General features: G+C 71.5%; 13 protein-coding genes and 1 pseudogene. 6 read left to right on the forward strand and 8 right to left on the reverse strand.

Annotated features, from left to right (window positions below):
• A partial coding sequence (locus ACX9I7_RS31840; RefSeq protein WP_459389299.1) for an oligopeptide/dipeptide ABC transporter ATP-binding protein occupies window positions 1–409 on the forward strand: 409 nt, incomplete at its 5' end.
• On the forward strand, window positions 399–1436 hold the full coding sequence (locus ACX9I7_RS31845) for an ABC transporter ATP-binding protein (protein WP_358624342.1): 1038 nt from the start codon (window positions 399–401) through the stop codon (window positions 1434–1436). The genes ACX9I7_RS31840 and ACX9I7_RS31845, both read left to right, overlap by 11 nt.
• A 42-nt stretch (window positions 1437–1478) precedes the next feature.
• On the opposite strand, the gene ACX9I7_RS31850 is transcribed toward ACX9I7_RS31845, so the two are convergent.
• From ACX9I7_RS31850 to ACX9I7_RS31885, 8 genes are all read right to left on the reverse strand, one after another.
• Entirely contained in the window at window positions 1479–2804 is a 1326-nt protein-coding gene (locus tag ACX9I7_RS31850) for a cytochrome P450 (RefSeq protein WP_459389300.1), read from the reverse strand.
• A gap of 128 nt (window positions 2805–2932) precedes the next feature.
• Entirely contained in the window at window positions 2933–3109 is a 177-nt protein-coding gene (locus ACX9I7_RS31855) for a cittilin family RiPP precursor (RefSeq protein WP_189451603.1), read from the reverse strand.
• Between the two features lie 116 nt (window positions 3110–3225).
• Window positions 3226–4257 carry an ABC transporter ATP-binding protein gene (locus ACX9I7_RS31860; RefSeq protein ID WP_459389301.1) on the reverse strand — a complete coding sequence of 344 codons (1032 nt, stop codon included), beginning with the start codon at window positions 4255–4257 and terminating at the stop codon, window positions 3226–3228.
• A gap of 12 nt (window positions 4258–4269) precedes the next feature.
• Window positions 4270–5289 carry an ABC transporter ATP-binding protein gene (locus tag ACX9I7_RS31865; RefSeq protein WP_459389302.1) on the reverse strand — a complete coding sequence of 340 codons (1020 nt, stop codon included), beginning with the start codon at window positions 5287–5289 and terminating at the stop codon, window positions 4270–4272.
• Entirely contained in the window at window positions 5286–6263 is a 978-nt protein-coding gene (locus ACX9I7_RS31870) for an ABC transporter permease (protein WP_387566647.1), read from the reverse strand. The genes ACX9I7_RS31865 and ACX9I7_RS31870 overlap by 4 nt, the downstream gene beginning before the upstream one ends.
• Window positions 6264–6267: 4 nt before the next feature.
• Window positions 6268–8079: an ABC transporter substrate-binding protein gene (locus ACX9I7_RS31875; protein ID WP_459389303.1), complete on the reverse strand. Its 1812-nt coding sequence runs from the start codon at window positions 8077–8079 to the stop codon at window positions 6268–6270.
• Window positions 8080–8151: 72 nt separating this feature from the next.
• Complete coding sequence (locus ACX9I7_RS31880) at window positions 8152–9177, reverse strand: ABC transporter permease (RefSeq protein WP_459389304.1); 1026 nt, start codon at window positions 9175–9177, stop codon at window positions 8152–8154.
• Between the two features lie 221 nt (window positions 9178–9398).
• On the reverse strand, window positions 9399–11522 hold the full coding sequence (locus ACX9I7_RS31885; RefSeq protein ID WP_387566638.1) for a S9 family peptidase: 2124 nt from the start codon (window positions 11520–11522) through the stop codon (window positions 9399–9401).
• Window positions 11523–11745: 223 nt separating this feature from the next.
• Between ACX9I7_RS31885 and ACX9I7_RS31890 the strand changes: the two genes are divergently transcribed.
• The 4 genes and pseudogenes from ACX9I7_RS31890 to ACX9I7_RS31905 form a co-directional block, all read left to right on the forward strand.
• Complete coding sequence (locus ACX9I7_RS31890) at window positions 11746–11940, forward strand: hypothetical protein (RefSeq protein WP_126915863.1); 195 nt, start codon at window positions 11746–11748, stop codon at window positions 11938–11940.
• A gap of 105 nt (window positions 11941–12045) precedes the next feature.
• Window positions 12046–12942, forward strand: a complete 897-nt coding sequence (gene mshB / locus ACX9I7_RS31895; protein WP_387566633.1) for an N-acetyl-1-D-myo-inositol-2-amino-2-deoxy-alpha-D-glucopyranoside deacetylase — start codon at window positions 12046–12048, stop codon at window positions 12940–12942.
• A gap of 11 nt (window positions 12943–12953) precedes the next feature.
• Window positions 12954–13331, forward strand: coding sequence for a DUF6113 family protein (locus ACX9I7_RS31900; RefSeq protein ID WP_206279895.1), 378 nt, complete (start codon window positions 12954–12956; stop codon window positions 13329–13331).
• 200 nt (window positions 13332–13531) lie between these two features.
• Window positions 13532–14123 (forward strand): annotated as a pseudogene (locus ACX9I7_RS31905) (hypothetical protein); the annotation flags it as partial.

Genomic DNA, 14123 nt, shown 5'->3' on the forward strand with positions numbered 1-14123 from the left:
GCAGGTCATGGACCTGCTGGCGGAGTTGCGGAACGAGTACGACATGGGGCTCATCCTCATCACCCACGACCTGGGCGTCGTCGCCGACGTCGCCGACAGGATCGCGGTGATGTACGCGGGCCGCATCGTCGAGACCGCCCCCGTGCGCGAGCTCTACGCCGCGCCCGCCCACCCGTACACCAAGGGCCTGCTCGAATCCATCCCCCGCCTGGACCGCAAGGGCCGGGAGCTCTACGCGATCAAGGGCATGCCGCCCAGCCTCACCGCCGTCCCGCCCGGCTGCCCCTTCAACCCGCGCTGCCCGCTGGCCCGGGACGTCTGCCGCACGGACCGGCCGCCGCTGTACGACGTGGCGCCGGGGCGCGGCAGCGCGTGCCACTTCTGGAAGGAGACCCTCGGTGAGGGCTGACGGCGAGGCGATCCTCGAGGTACGGGAGCTGGTCAAGCACTACCCGCTGCACCGGGGAATCCTCTTCAGGAAACAGGTCGGCGCCGTCCACGCCGTGGACGACCTCTCCTTCGACCTGCGGCGCGGCGAGACGCTCGGCATCGTGGGGGAGTCCGGCTGTGGGAAGTCCACCGTCGCCAAGCTGCTCGTCCACCTGGAACGGCCGACGGCCGGGCGGATCCTCTACAAGGGCGAGGACGTCACCCGGCTGTCCGGGCGCGCGCTGAAGGCGGTCCGCCGCAACATCCAGATGGTCTTCCAGGACCCGTACACCTCGCTCAACCCCCGGATGACGGTCGGGGACATCGTCGGCGAGCCCTTCGAGATCCACCCGGAGGCGGCCCCCAAGGGCAGCCGGCGGGCGCGGGTGCGGGAGCTGCTGGAGGTGGTCGGGCTCAACCCCGAGCACATCAACCGCTATCCGCACCAGTTCAGCGGGGGGCAGCGGCAGCGCATCGGCATCGCGCGGGGGCTGGCGCTACGGCCCGAGGTGATCGTGGCCGACGAGCCGGTTTCGGCGCTGGACGTCTCGGTGCAGGCCCAGGTGGTCAACCTGCTGGCGCGGCTCCAGGAGGAGTTCGAGCTGTCGTACGTCTTCATCGCGCACGACCTGTCGGTGGTGCGGCACATCTCCGACCGGGTGGCGGTGATGTACCTCGGGCGCTTCGCTGAGGTGGGGACGGACGCGGAGATCTACGAGCATCCGACGCATCCGTACACGCAGGCGTTGCTGTCGGCGGTGCCGGTGCCGGATCCGCTCGCGCGGGCCCGTCGGGACCGGATCCTGTTGTCCGGCGACATTCCGTCCCCGGCGGACCCGCCGTCGGGGTGCCGGTTCCGCACGCGGTGCTGGAAGGCGCGGGAGAAGTGCGCGGAGGTTGTGCCGGGGTTGGAGGTGCCGGAGTGGTTTCGGGGCGGGGGCCCCGTGGCCCACGTCTCGGCGTGCCATTTCGCGGAGGAGCGGCGGGTCGTCCCGGCGGGGGAGTAGGCCCCCGGCCCGGTCCTCAAACGCCGGAGGGGCTGAAATCAGCTACCACTCCCTCGGGACGACCTCGACTCCCATCGGCTGCAACGCCAGCGCCGGTCGCGGCCGGATCCGTTCCGGGCGGACGAGGTCCAGGCGGAAGCGGCGCCAGATGTCCGCGACGATGTGGACCGTCTCCGTCGTCGCGACCGCCGCGCCGATGCAGACGCGCGGCCCGAGGCCGAAGGGGAAGTACGAACCGCGCGGCACGGATGGGCCCTTGCCCAGCCAGCGTTCGGGGCGGAACTCCTCCGCGTCCTCCCAGTGGCGGGGGTCGCGGTGGGCGACCCACTGGCTGACGGTCACCGTCGTCCCGGCCGCGATGACGTGGCCGCTGAACTCCATGTCCTCCATGGCGTCCCGGCTGGTCAGCCAGACCGGCGAGTAGAGCCGCAGGGATTCGCGGACCACCGCGTTGGTGTACGGCAGGGCCTCCATGCGGGCGAGCCCGGCCGGGGTGGCGGCGAAGGCCGCCTCGGCCTCCGCGCGTACCCGTTCGGCGATCTCGGGGTGCCGGGCGAGGAGGACGCTCGTCCAGACGACGGCGTCGTTCGTCGTCTCGAACCCGGCCATGATCAGGGTGGCGAGCTCGTCGCGGAGCTCGTCCGGGGTCGGGGGCGGGTCGCCGTGGACGAGCGCGTGGAGGACGGGCGCCCGGTCGGGGTCGGCGGCCGCCGGGGAGGCGGCGAGGGCGCGCAGGGTGCGGTCGACGCGGGCCATCGAGCGCCGGATGCGCAGCTTGCGCGGGGTGGGCACCCATTCGGGCAGCAGCACGGGGGAGGTCGACAGGTCCATGATGGGGGCGACCAGCCGGGCGACCTCGGCGGTGTCCTCCTCGCTGAACTCGTCACCGAACATCAGGGACGTCACCAGCCGCAGCGTGAGCACGGAGACGTCGTCCTGGAGGTCGCGAGGGGTGCCGGGGCGCCAGTCGGCGAGCATGCGTTCGCCCTGGTCGGCGACGATCTCCGCCGCCTTGGTGGAGAGCTTGCGGCCGAAGGCGGGTTGCATCCGGTGGCGTTTGGCCTGCCAGGTGGCGCCGTCGCTGTTCATGGTCGAGCGCGGGAAGCCCTGGCGGCGCGAGCCGCGCCGGGTGTCCGCGCTGGCCTTGGAGAACTTGGCGTTGCGGTCGACCAGCATCCGCTCGACGTCGCCGGGCGAGGTCAGCAGCACATTGTTGGCGCCGAGCCGCACCACGTCCCCGTAGGTGCGGGAGCACTCGGTGAGGAAGCCGAGCGGGTCCGTGCTGAACGCGTGGAGGTTTCCGAGGTACTTGTCCCCGCCCGGGCCCGGGATGCCGGTGCCGGCGCTGGGGGAAGCGGCGGTGGTCATGGACGCCTCGCAGGTCGGTCGGAGGCCGGAAGGAGGCCGGCCGGGAGCCGGAAGAAGCCGGTCGGGAGCCGGAAGGCCGGTGGCCGCGGCATCGCTGCCGCGGCCACCGGGTGAGTCACCGTGCCGGTTTAGTAGTACGAGTACGGCAGGGTGAGGCGGTCCTTACGAGTGAGCCGGGCGAAAAGGGCCCCGGTGAGGATCATCTTGCGCATGGCGTGCACCTCCTTCTCGAGCTCGTCGATTCCCTGAGGGTTCGCTTCCTGGTGTGGCCACCACCGCTCCGCGATGGGGGAGACAGTAGGCATGTGCCTCTGGGATAACAAGAGTTGACAGATATCCCACGCGCGTGGTTCGGCGGGTGGCGTTCCGCTTGCTGAGCGCCGGTTTCGCGCGCCCTTTCACCGTAACCCGGAGCCTCCCATTACGGGCCGGGCGGGAACTCGGGAAAGTGGCACGCGGTCAGGTGCCCCCCGCCGTCGCCCTCCGCCGGTACCAGCGGAGGCACCTCCTCCGCGCACTTCTCCCGCGCCTTCCAGCAGCGCGTACGGAAGCGGCAGCCGGACGGCGGCAGGATCGGGGAGGGGACGTCCCCGGTCAGCCGGATCCTCTCCCGGGTCGTTCCCTCGGCCTCCGACGCCTCCGGTACCGCCGACAGCAGCGCGTGGGTGTACGGGTGGCGGGGGCGGCGGTAGATGTCGTCGCGGTCGCCGGATTCCACGATCCTGCCGAGGTACATCACCGCGACGCGCTGGGAGAAGTGCCGTACGACGGCCAGGTCGTGGGCGATGAACAGGAACGCGATGCCCAGCTCCCGCCGCAGCCGGGCCAGCAGGTTGACCACCTGGGCCTGGATGGAGACGTCCAGGGCCGACACCGGCTCGTCCGCGACGATCACCTTGGGCTCCAGCGCCAGCGCGCGGGCCACGCCGATCCGCTGCCGCTGGCCGCCGGAGAACTCGTGGGGGAAGCGGTTGAAGTGCTCGGGGCTGAGGCCGACGACCTCCAGCAGCTCGCGGACCCGGGCCTCGCGGCCGCCCGGGGGCGCGATGCCGTTGATCTCCATCGGCCCGGCGATGATCTTGCCGACCGTCTGCCGCGGGTTCAGCGAGGAGTAGGGATCCTGGAAGATCATCTGGATCTCGGAGCGGATCGGGGCCAGCCGTCTGCGGTCGGCGTGGGTGATGTCCTCGCCCCGGTAGCGGATCCGGCCGGCCGTCGGCTCCAGCAGCCGGGTCAGCAGCCGGCCCGTCGTCGACTTGCCGCAGCCGGACTCGCCGACGAGACCGAAGCTCTCCCCGGCCCGCACGGCCAGGTCAATGCCGTCGACCGCCTGGACGGCGCCGACCTTCCGCTTCACCGGGAAACCGCCCGTGATCGGGAAGTGTTTGGTCAGCCCCTCGGCGACGAGCAGCGGCTCGCCGTCGCGGGTCTGGGCGGGAATGCTGTGGGTCATTGGAGGCGCTCCTCAGCCCAGTAGGGGCCTGATCTGCTCGGTGAAGACGGTCCGCCGCTGTTCCGCCGTGAGGTGGCAGGCCGCCCCGCGGCCCGCCGGTGCCTCCGGGCGTTCCGTTCGGCACCGGTCGCCCCCGACGAGGGAGGTGTACGCGCAGCGCGGCTGGAACGGGCAGCCCGGCGGTGGTGCCAGCAGGCTCGGCGGGGTGCCGGGGATGGGGGTGAGCGGCGTGTCCACGTCCGAGGTGAGGCGCGGCATCGAGCCCAACAGGCCCCAGGTGTAGGGGTGGTAGGGCTCGCGCAACACCTCGCGGACCGGGCCGCGCTCGACGACCCGGCCCGCGTACATCACCAGCAGGTCGTCGACGGTGTTGGCGACGACGCCCAGGTCGTGGGTGATGAGGATGATCGACGAGCCGGACTGCCGCTGGAGGTCCCCCAGCAGATCGAGGATCTGTGCCTGGACGGTGACGTCGAGGGCCGTGGTCGGCTCGTCGGCGATCAGCAGCTCGGGGTCGCAGACCAGGGACATGGCGATCATCGCCCGCTGCCGCATGCCGCCGGAGAACTGGTGGGGGTAGTCGTCCACGCGCAGCGCGGCGTTGGGGATGCCGACCTTCTCCAGCATCTCGACCGCGCGGAGGCGCGCGGCGCGGCGGGACGCGCCGGTGTGCTTGCGGAAGGGCTCGGCGATCTGCCGGCCGACGGTGTAGTAGGGCGAGAGGGCGGTCAGCGAGTCCTGGAAGATCATGGCGACCTTGTCGCCGCGGAGCTTCTCCAGGACGGGCTCGGGGGCGGTGGTCATCTCCTGGCCGTCGAGGAGGATCTCGCCCTCGATCGCGGTGTTGCGCGGGTCGTGGAGCCCCAGCACGGCGAGGCCGGTGACGGACTTGCCGGAGCCGGACTCGCCGACGACGCCGAGGGTGCGGCCGCGGTGGAGGTCGAGGGAGAGGTCGTCCACGGCGTGGACGGTGCCGTCTTCTGTGGCGAAGCGGACGCGGAGGCTTCGCACGGAGAGGAAGGGGGTGGTCATGTCAGCCGTACCCTCGGGTCGATGAACGCGTACGCCGCGTCGACGACGATGTTGGCGACGACGATCGCCGTGCAGCCGACGAGCATCACGGCCATCAGCGTCGGCAGGTCCGTCTCGCTGACGGAGGACACCGCGAGCCGCCCCAGCCCGTGGAGGCTGAAGGTGAACTCCGTGATGATCGCCCCGCCGAACAGCGAGCCCAGGTCGATGCCGAAGATGGTGACGATCGGCGCCATCGCCCCGCGCCACGCGTAGCGGAAGAAGACCGTGCGTCTGCCGAGGCCCTTGGCGCGCGCGGTGCGCACATGGTCCTCGGCGAGCTGCTCGATCATCTGGGAGCGGGTCATCCGGCTGTAGTTGGCGATGAAGATGATGGAGAGCACCAGCCAGGGGATGATCATGCCCGTGAACCACTTCACCGGGTTCTCGGTGATCGGGTAGTAGGCGGGGTTGTCCATCCAGTGGAGCCCGCTGACCAGGACGGCCAGCGCGATGACGCCCACGAAGTAGATCTGCAGGGCGTTGCCGAGGAGGGACAGGGAGCTGACGGCCTTGTCGATCCAGGTGCCCCGGAAGGCGGCGGCGAGCATGCCGATGCCGACGCCGACGGTCAGGAAGACGGCCGCGCCGCCGAGGGTGATGGAGAGCGTGGTGGGGAAGCGGTCGACGATCGTGCCCCAGACCGGCTGCTGGTTGGAGAAGGAGTAGCCGAAGCAGGGGGCCGGGCAGTGGCCGACGGTGAGGTCGCGGCCGGCGAAGAGGCCCACCATGTAGTGCCAGTACTGGACGGGCACGGGCTGGTCGAGGCCCAGGTTCTTGTTGATGACCGCGAGGGAGTCGGCGGTGCAGTTCTTGCCGCAGGACATCAGGGCGGGCTCGGCGGGCAGCGCGAAGAAGAGGAAGAACGTGATCGCGCTGATCAGCAGGATGATGACGATCGCGCCGAGGGTTCGGCGGGCGAGGAATCTCAGCACGAGCTCACCGCTTCAGGAACACGCCGGTCGGGTCCACGGTCCCGTACACCGGGTGGTACTTGATCCCGCCGAGGTTCGAACCCCACAGCGAGAACTGGTTGTTGTAGAAGGTCGGCACGCCCGGCACGTCCTCGGTGAGGATCTTGTCGGCGAGCTTCTGCCACGCGGGGGCCGCCTGCTTGACGTCGGGCAGGGCGCTGATGCGGTCGATCTCCGTGTTCACCTTGGTGTCGTTGAGGTGGCCGTAGTTCTGGGCGCCGTCGGCGATCTGCCGGCCGTCGAAGAGCGGCGGGACGACGGTCGAGGAGACGGGCCAGTCCGCGCCCCAGGAGGTGCGGTAGAGGTCGTAGTCGTTCTTCACTTTCGCGATCTCGGTGCGCCAGACATTGGAGTCGATCTCCTTGCGCTGCACCTTGAAGCCCGCCCGTTCCAGGGCCTGGACGACCACGACCTGGACCTTCTGCTGGACGTCGGTGTTCGCGTAGGCGTAGACGACCTCCTGGCCGAGTTTCCCGGCCTCCTTCAGCAGCTCCTTGGCCTTGTCCGGGTCGCCGGCGGGCTTGGCCTTCTTCCCGAAGGGGTCGGTGGGCTGGTAGCCGTCCATGGCGGGGGAGAGGAAGTTGGTGGCGATCACCCCGGCGGTCGCCCCGCCGTTCTGCTGGAGGATCTGCCCGTTGGGCATGGCGTAGGCGAGGGCCTTGCGGACCCGTACGTCCTTGAGGCGGTCGGTGTTGAAGCTGATGTAGTCGACGTAGGGCTGGATCTCCAGCAGCCGGCGGTTCTTGGTGTCGGCCTGGGCGAGGACCTTCTCCGTCATCTCCGGGGCGACGGCGTTGCTGAACGACATGACGTTCTTGTCGTCGCCCTGGTCGGCCAGGAAGCGCCGGGTCGAGTCGGCGTACTGGTGGCCGAAGCTGATCTGGAAGCGGTCCGCGTACTGGTGGCGGATGGGGTCGGTCTTGGGGTCCCAGTGCTCGTTGCGCACGAGCGTGAGGGATTTGCCGACCTTGTAGTCGCCGACCTTGTACGGGCCGGAGGAGAAGGGCGCGTTGTCGTACTTCGCCTGCGTGTCCTTCTCGGCCTTCACCGGGCCGATGTTGGGCATGGCGGTGGCGAAGGGGGTGTCGGCGTGCGGCGTCCGGAAGTGGAAGATCACCGTCTTGTCGTCCGGGGTGTCCAGGACGGACGCCGGGAGGTGCTGACCCTTGTAGGGGCCGTCGGGCAGCGCCTTGCGGAAGTCGTTGCCGTCGCCGGAGAGCCACTGCGGCACGTAGAGGGGCCCGTCCGTCTCGAAGGAGGCGTAGAGCCGCTCGACGCCCCAGCGGATGTCCTGGGCGGTGATCGGCGAGCCGTCCTCGAACTTCAGCCCGTCCTTGAGGGTGAACTTCCAGGTGCGGCCGCCGTCCGAGGCCGTGCCCGCGTCGGTGGCCAGATCGCCGACGACCTTGACCCGGCCCTTGTCGTCCGTCTTGTAGGAGGTCAGGGTGCGGTTGTAGAGCATCTGGTTGGTGAGGACGTCGGCGTAGTAGATCTGGCCCGGGTCCAGGTGGTTGAAGGCGTCGCGCTGGAGGACGCCGACCGTGCCGCCCTTCCTGGCGCCCGCGACCGCGGGGGCCGGGCCGGTGGAGTCGGCCTTGGTGCCGATGGAGTAGTTGGCGGACCTGGTCTTGTCCTCGCCCGGCCCCTGGCTCTTGTCACCGTCCCCGCCGCCGCCACCGCCGCCGCTGCTGCACGCGGCGAGCACCACGGCGCCCGCCGCCACGGCGACGGCCGAGAACCGGACCCGGGATCTGAGGGACCTCGACGTTCGAGTCATGGATCGCTGCACCTGCCTGTTCGCCGGACGGATCGAGACATGTCATGGCAGTGACGCGTGGCCGGTGGGCCGTCAGCGTCTGGTCCGGGGGTCGAAGGCGTCCCGGACCGAGTCCCCGAGCAGATTGAAGGCGACCACGAAGACGATCATCGCGAGCCCGGGGAAGAAGATATAGGTGATGTCGCTTTCGTAGTACTTCGCGCCGTTGGCGAACATCCGGCCCCAGTCGGGCGTGGGCTCCAGGATTCCCACGCCGATGAAGGACAGCCCCGCCTCGATGGTCACGGTGGTGGGGAGCATCAGCGTCGCCTGCACCAGGATCGGCGTCCAGAGGTTGGGCAGCAGCTCCTTGGTGATGATCCGCCAGGGCGAGGCGCCGGTGACCTTCGCCGCCTCGATGAACTCCCGCTCCCGCAGGCTCAGCACCTGCCCGCGCAGCAGTCGCGCGAGCCCCATCCAGCCCAGCACCCACAGCACCAGGATCAGCGTGATCACCCGCAGATACGTCGGGGTCTCCTTGCCGGGGCTGACGAAGAGCGAGTAGACGACGGGCGTGAAGGCGACGAACGACAGCTGGGCCGGGAAGGCCAGCAGCAGGTCGATGAAGCGGCCGAGGAAATAGTCGGTCCGGCCGCCGACGTAGCCGGCGGTCACTCCGACGACGATGCCGGTGAGCACGCACAGCACCGTGGCCGCGGCGGCGATCAGCAGCGAGGTGCGGATGCCGTAGACGAGCTGGGTGAGGACGTCACGGCCCAGCGTCGGCTCGACGCCGAACCAGAACTCCCCGGAGATCCCGCCGTTGGGCCGGACCGGATAGCCGTACTGATTGAGCAGCCCGGGCTCGTTGAGCCCGTAGGTCGTGGTGGGGTCCTTGCCGTAGAGCAGGGAGATCAGCGGGGCCGCCAGCGCGACCACGAAGAAGAACAGCACGATCCAGGCGGAGAGGACGCCGGTGCGGTCGCGCCGGAAGCGCCGCCACATCAGCTGTCCGGGGGAGCGGCCCACGAGCCCGGCCGCCCCGGGTACGGCGATGGCCCCGTCGGGAGGGGCGGCCGGGGAGGGCGCCTCGGAAGGGCTCTGGGAAGGACTCGTCATCGCGCACATCCCCCGCAACTCTCGTCACCACGGCCACTCGTGGCAATCACCAACACGGGTGAGCTGAGCGGACTTTCGCAATGGGCGCGCGGTGCAGTCAAGGGGGCCGGTGCGCGGGACGCGTTCTTCTCCCGCATTTTGAGCGAAGGTTGTGCGGATTGAGGTGGCGGCGTGCTTGACAGCAGGTCAAGCACGCCGCGCCCGAGGTCACCCCACGCGAGTCAGTTGATCTTCAACGAGCGCTTGAGGAAGTCCACTTGGAGCAGCAGCAGGTTCTCCGCCACCTGCTCCTGCGGGGTCATGTGCGTCACTCCCGACAGCGGCAGCACCTCGTGCGGACGGCCCGCCGCCAGCAGCGCCGAGGAGAGCCGCAGGGTGTGGGCGGCGACCACGTTGTCGTCCGCGAGCCCGTGGACGATCATCAGCGGACGGGTTTGATCCGCCGGCGACGACAGACCGTCGTCGGTGACGAGGGAGTTGCGGGCGTACACCTCCGGCCGCTCCCCGGGCAGGCCCAGATAGCGCTCGGTGTAGTGGGTGTCGTACAGCCGCCAGTCGGTGACCGGCGCGCCCGCCACGGCGGCGTGGAAGACGTCGGGGCGGCGCAGCACCGCGAGGGCCGCCAGGTAGCCGCCGTACGACCAGCCGCGGATGCCCACCCGGCCGAGGTCCAGCGGGAACTCCTCCGCCAGCGCGCGCAGCGCCTCCACCTGGTCGTCCAGGGTGACGCCCGCGAAGTCCTCGTGGACGGCCTTCTCCCAGGCCGGCGAGGTGTGCGGGGTGCCCCGGCCGTCCGCGACGACGACCGCGAAGCCCTGGTCGGCGAACCACTGCGACGTCAGGTGGGCGTTGTGGGTGGCGGCGACGCGCAGCCCGTGGGGGCCGCCGTAGGGGTCCATGAGCACCGGCAGCGGGCCGTCGCCCTCCCGGTAGCCGCTCGGCAGCAGCACGGCGGTGGGGATCCGGCGCGCGCCCGCCGCGACGAGGCGGGGCCGGGCGGCCAGCACCGGCGTCTCGGCGTGGGAGACCACGGAGGAGATCTGCTTGCCGTCGCGCAGCACCCGGACCTCCGTCCCCGGCTGCTCGGGGGTCGCCGTCGCCAGGACGGTCACCGCGCCCGTGCGGACCGCCGAGTGCCGTCCCCGGCCCTCCGAGACGCGCTCGACGCCCCGCTCACCGACCCGGTACACATGGGCCTCGCCCAGCTCGGGGTCGGAGGCTCCCGCTCCGGCGGACGCGGAGACGAGGACGTCGTCCTCGCCGATGTCCAGGACCGCCAGCACGTGCAGCTCCGGTCCCGTCAGGGCTCGGTCTCCGGCCAGCAGGGCGCGGGCGCCGCTCTCGTCGGAGATCCGCAGCAGCTCTCCGGAGGGCGTCCAGGCGGGCACACCGTCGAAAAGTTCAAGCCACTTCGGATCCTCGTCCGTGCGCAGCACGCGCGTGGCCCCGGAGCCCGTGTCGACGGTGAGGTACGCCTGCGTCCGCTGGTCGCGCGCCTGGACGAGCAGCAGCGGCGCCCCGTCCGCCGACCAGTGCGTCCGCGCGAGATACGGGAAGCGCTCGCGGTCCCACTCGACGTCCGTCCGCGAACCGTCCAGGCCCAGCAGGGCGAGCGAGACCTCCGCGTTGGGGGTGCCGGCCGCCGGGTAGGCGACCTCGGCGGGCGCGCTGTCCGGGTTGGCCGGGTCGGCGATCCACCAGCGGCGCACGGGCGCGTCGTCCACGCGGGCGACCAGCAGCGCGTCGCTCTCCGGCGACCACCAGAAGCCGCGCGAACGGTCCATCTCCTCGGCCGCGACGAACTCCGCCAGCCCCCAGGAGACGGTCGCGCCGTCCGGCTCGGCCAGCGCCCTGTCGTGGCCCTCGCCGCCGGTCCCCACCACCCGCAGAGCGCCGTCCGCGACATATGCCACATAGCGGCCGTCGGGGGACGGCCGGGGGTCGCTCACCGGGCCCGGCACGTCCAGTTCGCGGGCCGTGCCGCCGCGCAGCTCCGCCACGAACAGCCGTCCGGAGAGCGCGAAAGCGGCCAACTCCACAGCGGCGTCCACCGCGTACGCCACGATGCCCGCCGCCCCCTCGCGGCTGCGCTCGCGGCGCGCCCGTTCCTCGGCGGACAGCTCCTCGTCCGCGCCGCCCAGCAGGGCGAACGGATCGGCGGCCGGGTACTCCCGGCCCTCCTCCAGATCCAGCACCCACAGGACGTTGGCCCGGTCGGTGCCCGCGCGGGAGCGCAGGAAGACGACGCGCGTGCCGTCCGGGGAGACGCTGAAGGAACGGGGCGCGCCGAGGGTGAAGCGCTGAGTACGGGCGTGCTGACGGGGAAACGAGAGCTGACCGGTCATGCGGGGGAGCCTACGGCCCCTACCACCGGGTTCACCCAAGACGGCGAGAACTCGCCGTGCGCCCCGTGTTTGCTCCTGTGCTCCGAGTCATGCACGCGCACGGAAAGTTATGATCGCTCGCGCATAGTGGGTAAGAACTCCGGTGTCCGCGTGCCCTCGGGCATTCGTATGCCATCCGCTCGAAGCCGTCCGACCGACCGCGCGTACCTGGAGGTGAGCCGCTGTGGCACTCTCGATTTCGGCGGTGGTGCTGCTGGCGATCATCGTCATCCTGCTGGTCCGGAAATCCGGGCTGAAGACGGGCCACGCCGCGATCTGCGTGCTGCTGGGGTTCTACCTCGCCAGCTCCTCCGTGGGCCCGACCATCCACCAGTTCACGTCCAGCGTCACGGCCATGGTCAGCAACATCAAGTTCTGAGGGCCGAACGGGTCGGGCCGGCCGGAACGACGGGCGGGGCGGCACGCGGGTGCGGCGGTCGCGGGGGGCGCCCCGGCGGGCCGCCGTGAACCGTAGGCTGTCCCCATGACCGATCTTCCCGGCCGCCGGCTGCTCCTGGTGCACGCGCACCCGGACGACGAGTCGATCAACAATGGCGCGACCATGGCCAAGTACGCGGCCGAGGGTGCTCACGTCACGCTGGTGACCTGCACGCTCGGCGAGGAGGGCGAGGTCATCCCGCCGGCCCTGGCGCACCTGGCCGCCGACCGGGACGACACCCTCGGCGCCCACCGCGCGGGCGAACTGGCCGCCGCCATGGCCGAGCTGGGCGTCACCGACCACCTCTTCCTCGGCGGTCCCGGCCGTTACCGGGACTCCGGCATGATGGGCGCCCCGCAGAACGAGCACCCGGACTGCTTCTGGCGCGCCGACGTCGACGAGGCCGCCGCGTCCCTCGTGGAGGTGATCCGCCGGGTCCGCCCCCAGGTCCTCGTCACCTACGACGAGAACGGCGGCTACGGCCACCCCGACCACATCCAGGCGCACCGCGTCGCCATGCGCGCCGCCGAGCTCGCCGCCGAGCCGGTCTTCCGCCGCGACCTGGGCGACCCTCACGAGATCGCGAAGATCTACTGGAACTGCGTCCCGCGCTCCGTGGTCGAGGCCGGCTTCGCCCGGCTGCGCGAGGCCGGCCGGGAGGGCGACCTCTTCCCCGGCATCGCCTCCGTCGACGACGTCCCCGGCGTGCTGCCCGACGAGGAGGTCACGGCGGCGGTCGACGCCTCCGCCCACGCCGACCGGAAGGCGGCGGCGATGCGCGCCCACGCCACGCAGATCGCCGTGGACGGCCCCTTCTTCGCCCTCTCCAACGACCTGGGCCAGCCGCTCTTCCCCGTCGAGTACTACCGGCTCGTCCGGGGCTCGTCCGGGGCGGCCGAGGGCGTCCGCGAGGACGACCTGTTCGCCGGGACGGGCGCGTGATGGCCGGGCCCATGGACAACAACGGACTCTTCACCGTGCCCGGCCCCGGCCGGCTCGCCGCCTATCTGGGGCTGGCCGTCCTCGGCTTCGTCACGGGCGTCGCGGGCGCCCTCGTCCAGGGCGGCTGGTTCCCCGGCGGACTGCTGCTGGCCCTCCTCGCCGTCGGCGGGCTCTGCTACGGCTCGGTCGTCGCCATGCGCGGCCGGGCGGGCGGCGCGGCGGCCGGCACGGGCTGGCTCGTCTCCGTGGTGCTCCTGGCGGCCAACCGGGCCGAGGGCGACTTCCTCTTCGAGGCGGGCCTGGGCTCGTACGCCTACCTCCTGGGCGGCATGGCTGTCGCTGTGATGTGCGCCACGGTTGCGAAAGTGCCGCAACCGGACGGCGCTTAGGCCCGACTTGGGAAGTGTCGTGATGATTTCTACCCGACTGTCATCCGGCCGGTCGGGGGAGCGATCCAGTAGTCGTCGAATACGGGCCCGTGGTCCCCAGTATGGTGGTGCGCGCCGCCGAGCCTCCCCTGGCCTCCGGCAATGGGCGACCCATAGCGAGGTCAAAAGAGGGCGGCGAAGAGTAACCGGGAGATCCTGCTTTGAGCCGTGCATCTGACAGTTCGTCCTCCGGGGCCCAGGGCCGCGGCGGTGCCGCCTACCCCTCGGGCACCACGCCCTACGGGTCCCCCCAGGGGGAGGAGGCCGCCGCATCCGGCTCCGCCGGTTCGCCGGCCTCGGGCGCCAGGCCGAGCGAGCCGAAGACCGAGACCACGATGACGACGCGGATCCGCATCAACATCCCGGGTTCGCGGCCCATTCCGCCCGTCGTCATGCGGACGCCCGTCGACAGCGAGGGCGGTGCCGCCGACGCGGCCGCCGCCGCGCCGTCCGGGCCCGGCGCGTCCGCCGGGCCGGCCGCGCCCGCCACGCCTTCCGCGTCCTCCGCCTCCGCGCCCGCCGGCTCCCGTAAGTCGGGGCTGCCGACGCGCCCCAAGTCGGGCAAGAAGTCCCCCGCCGCGGCGGCCGGCGCGGCCGCGGCCGCGGGCGGCGGTTCCGCTTCCGATTCCGGTTCGGGCTCGGGGACGAGCGACTGGTTCGCGCCCCGCAAGTCCTCCGGGACGACCCCGCCGCCGCCCGCCGCCGCCCGTCGCCAGCCGCCCGTGGGCGGCGCGGGCGCCGGCGCCGCCGGCT

It is taken from the genome of Streptomyces sp. L500, from assembly GCF_054551825.1.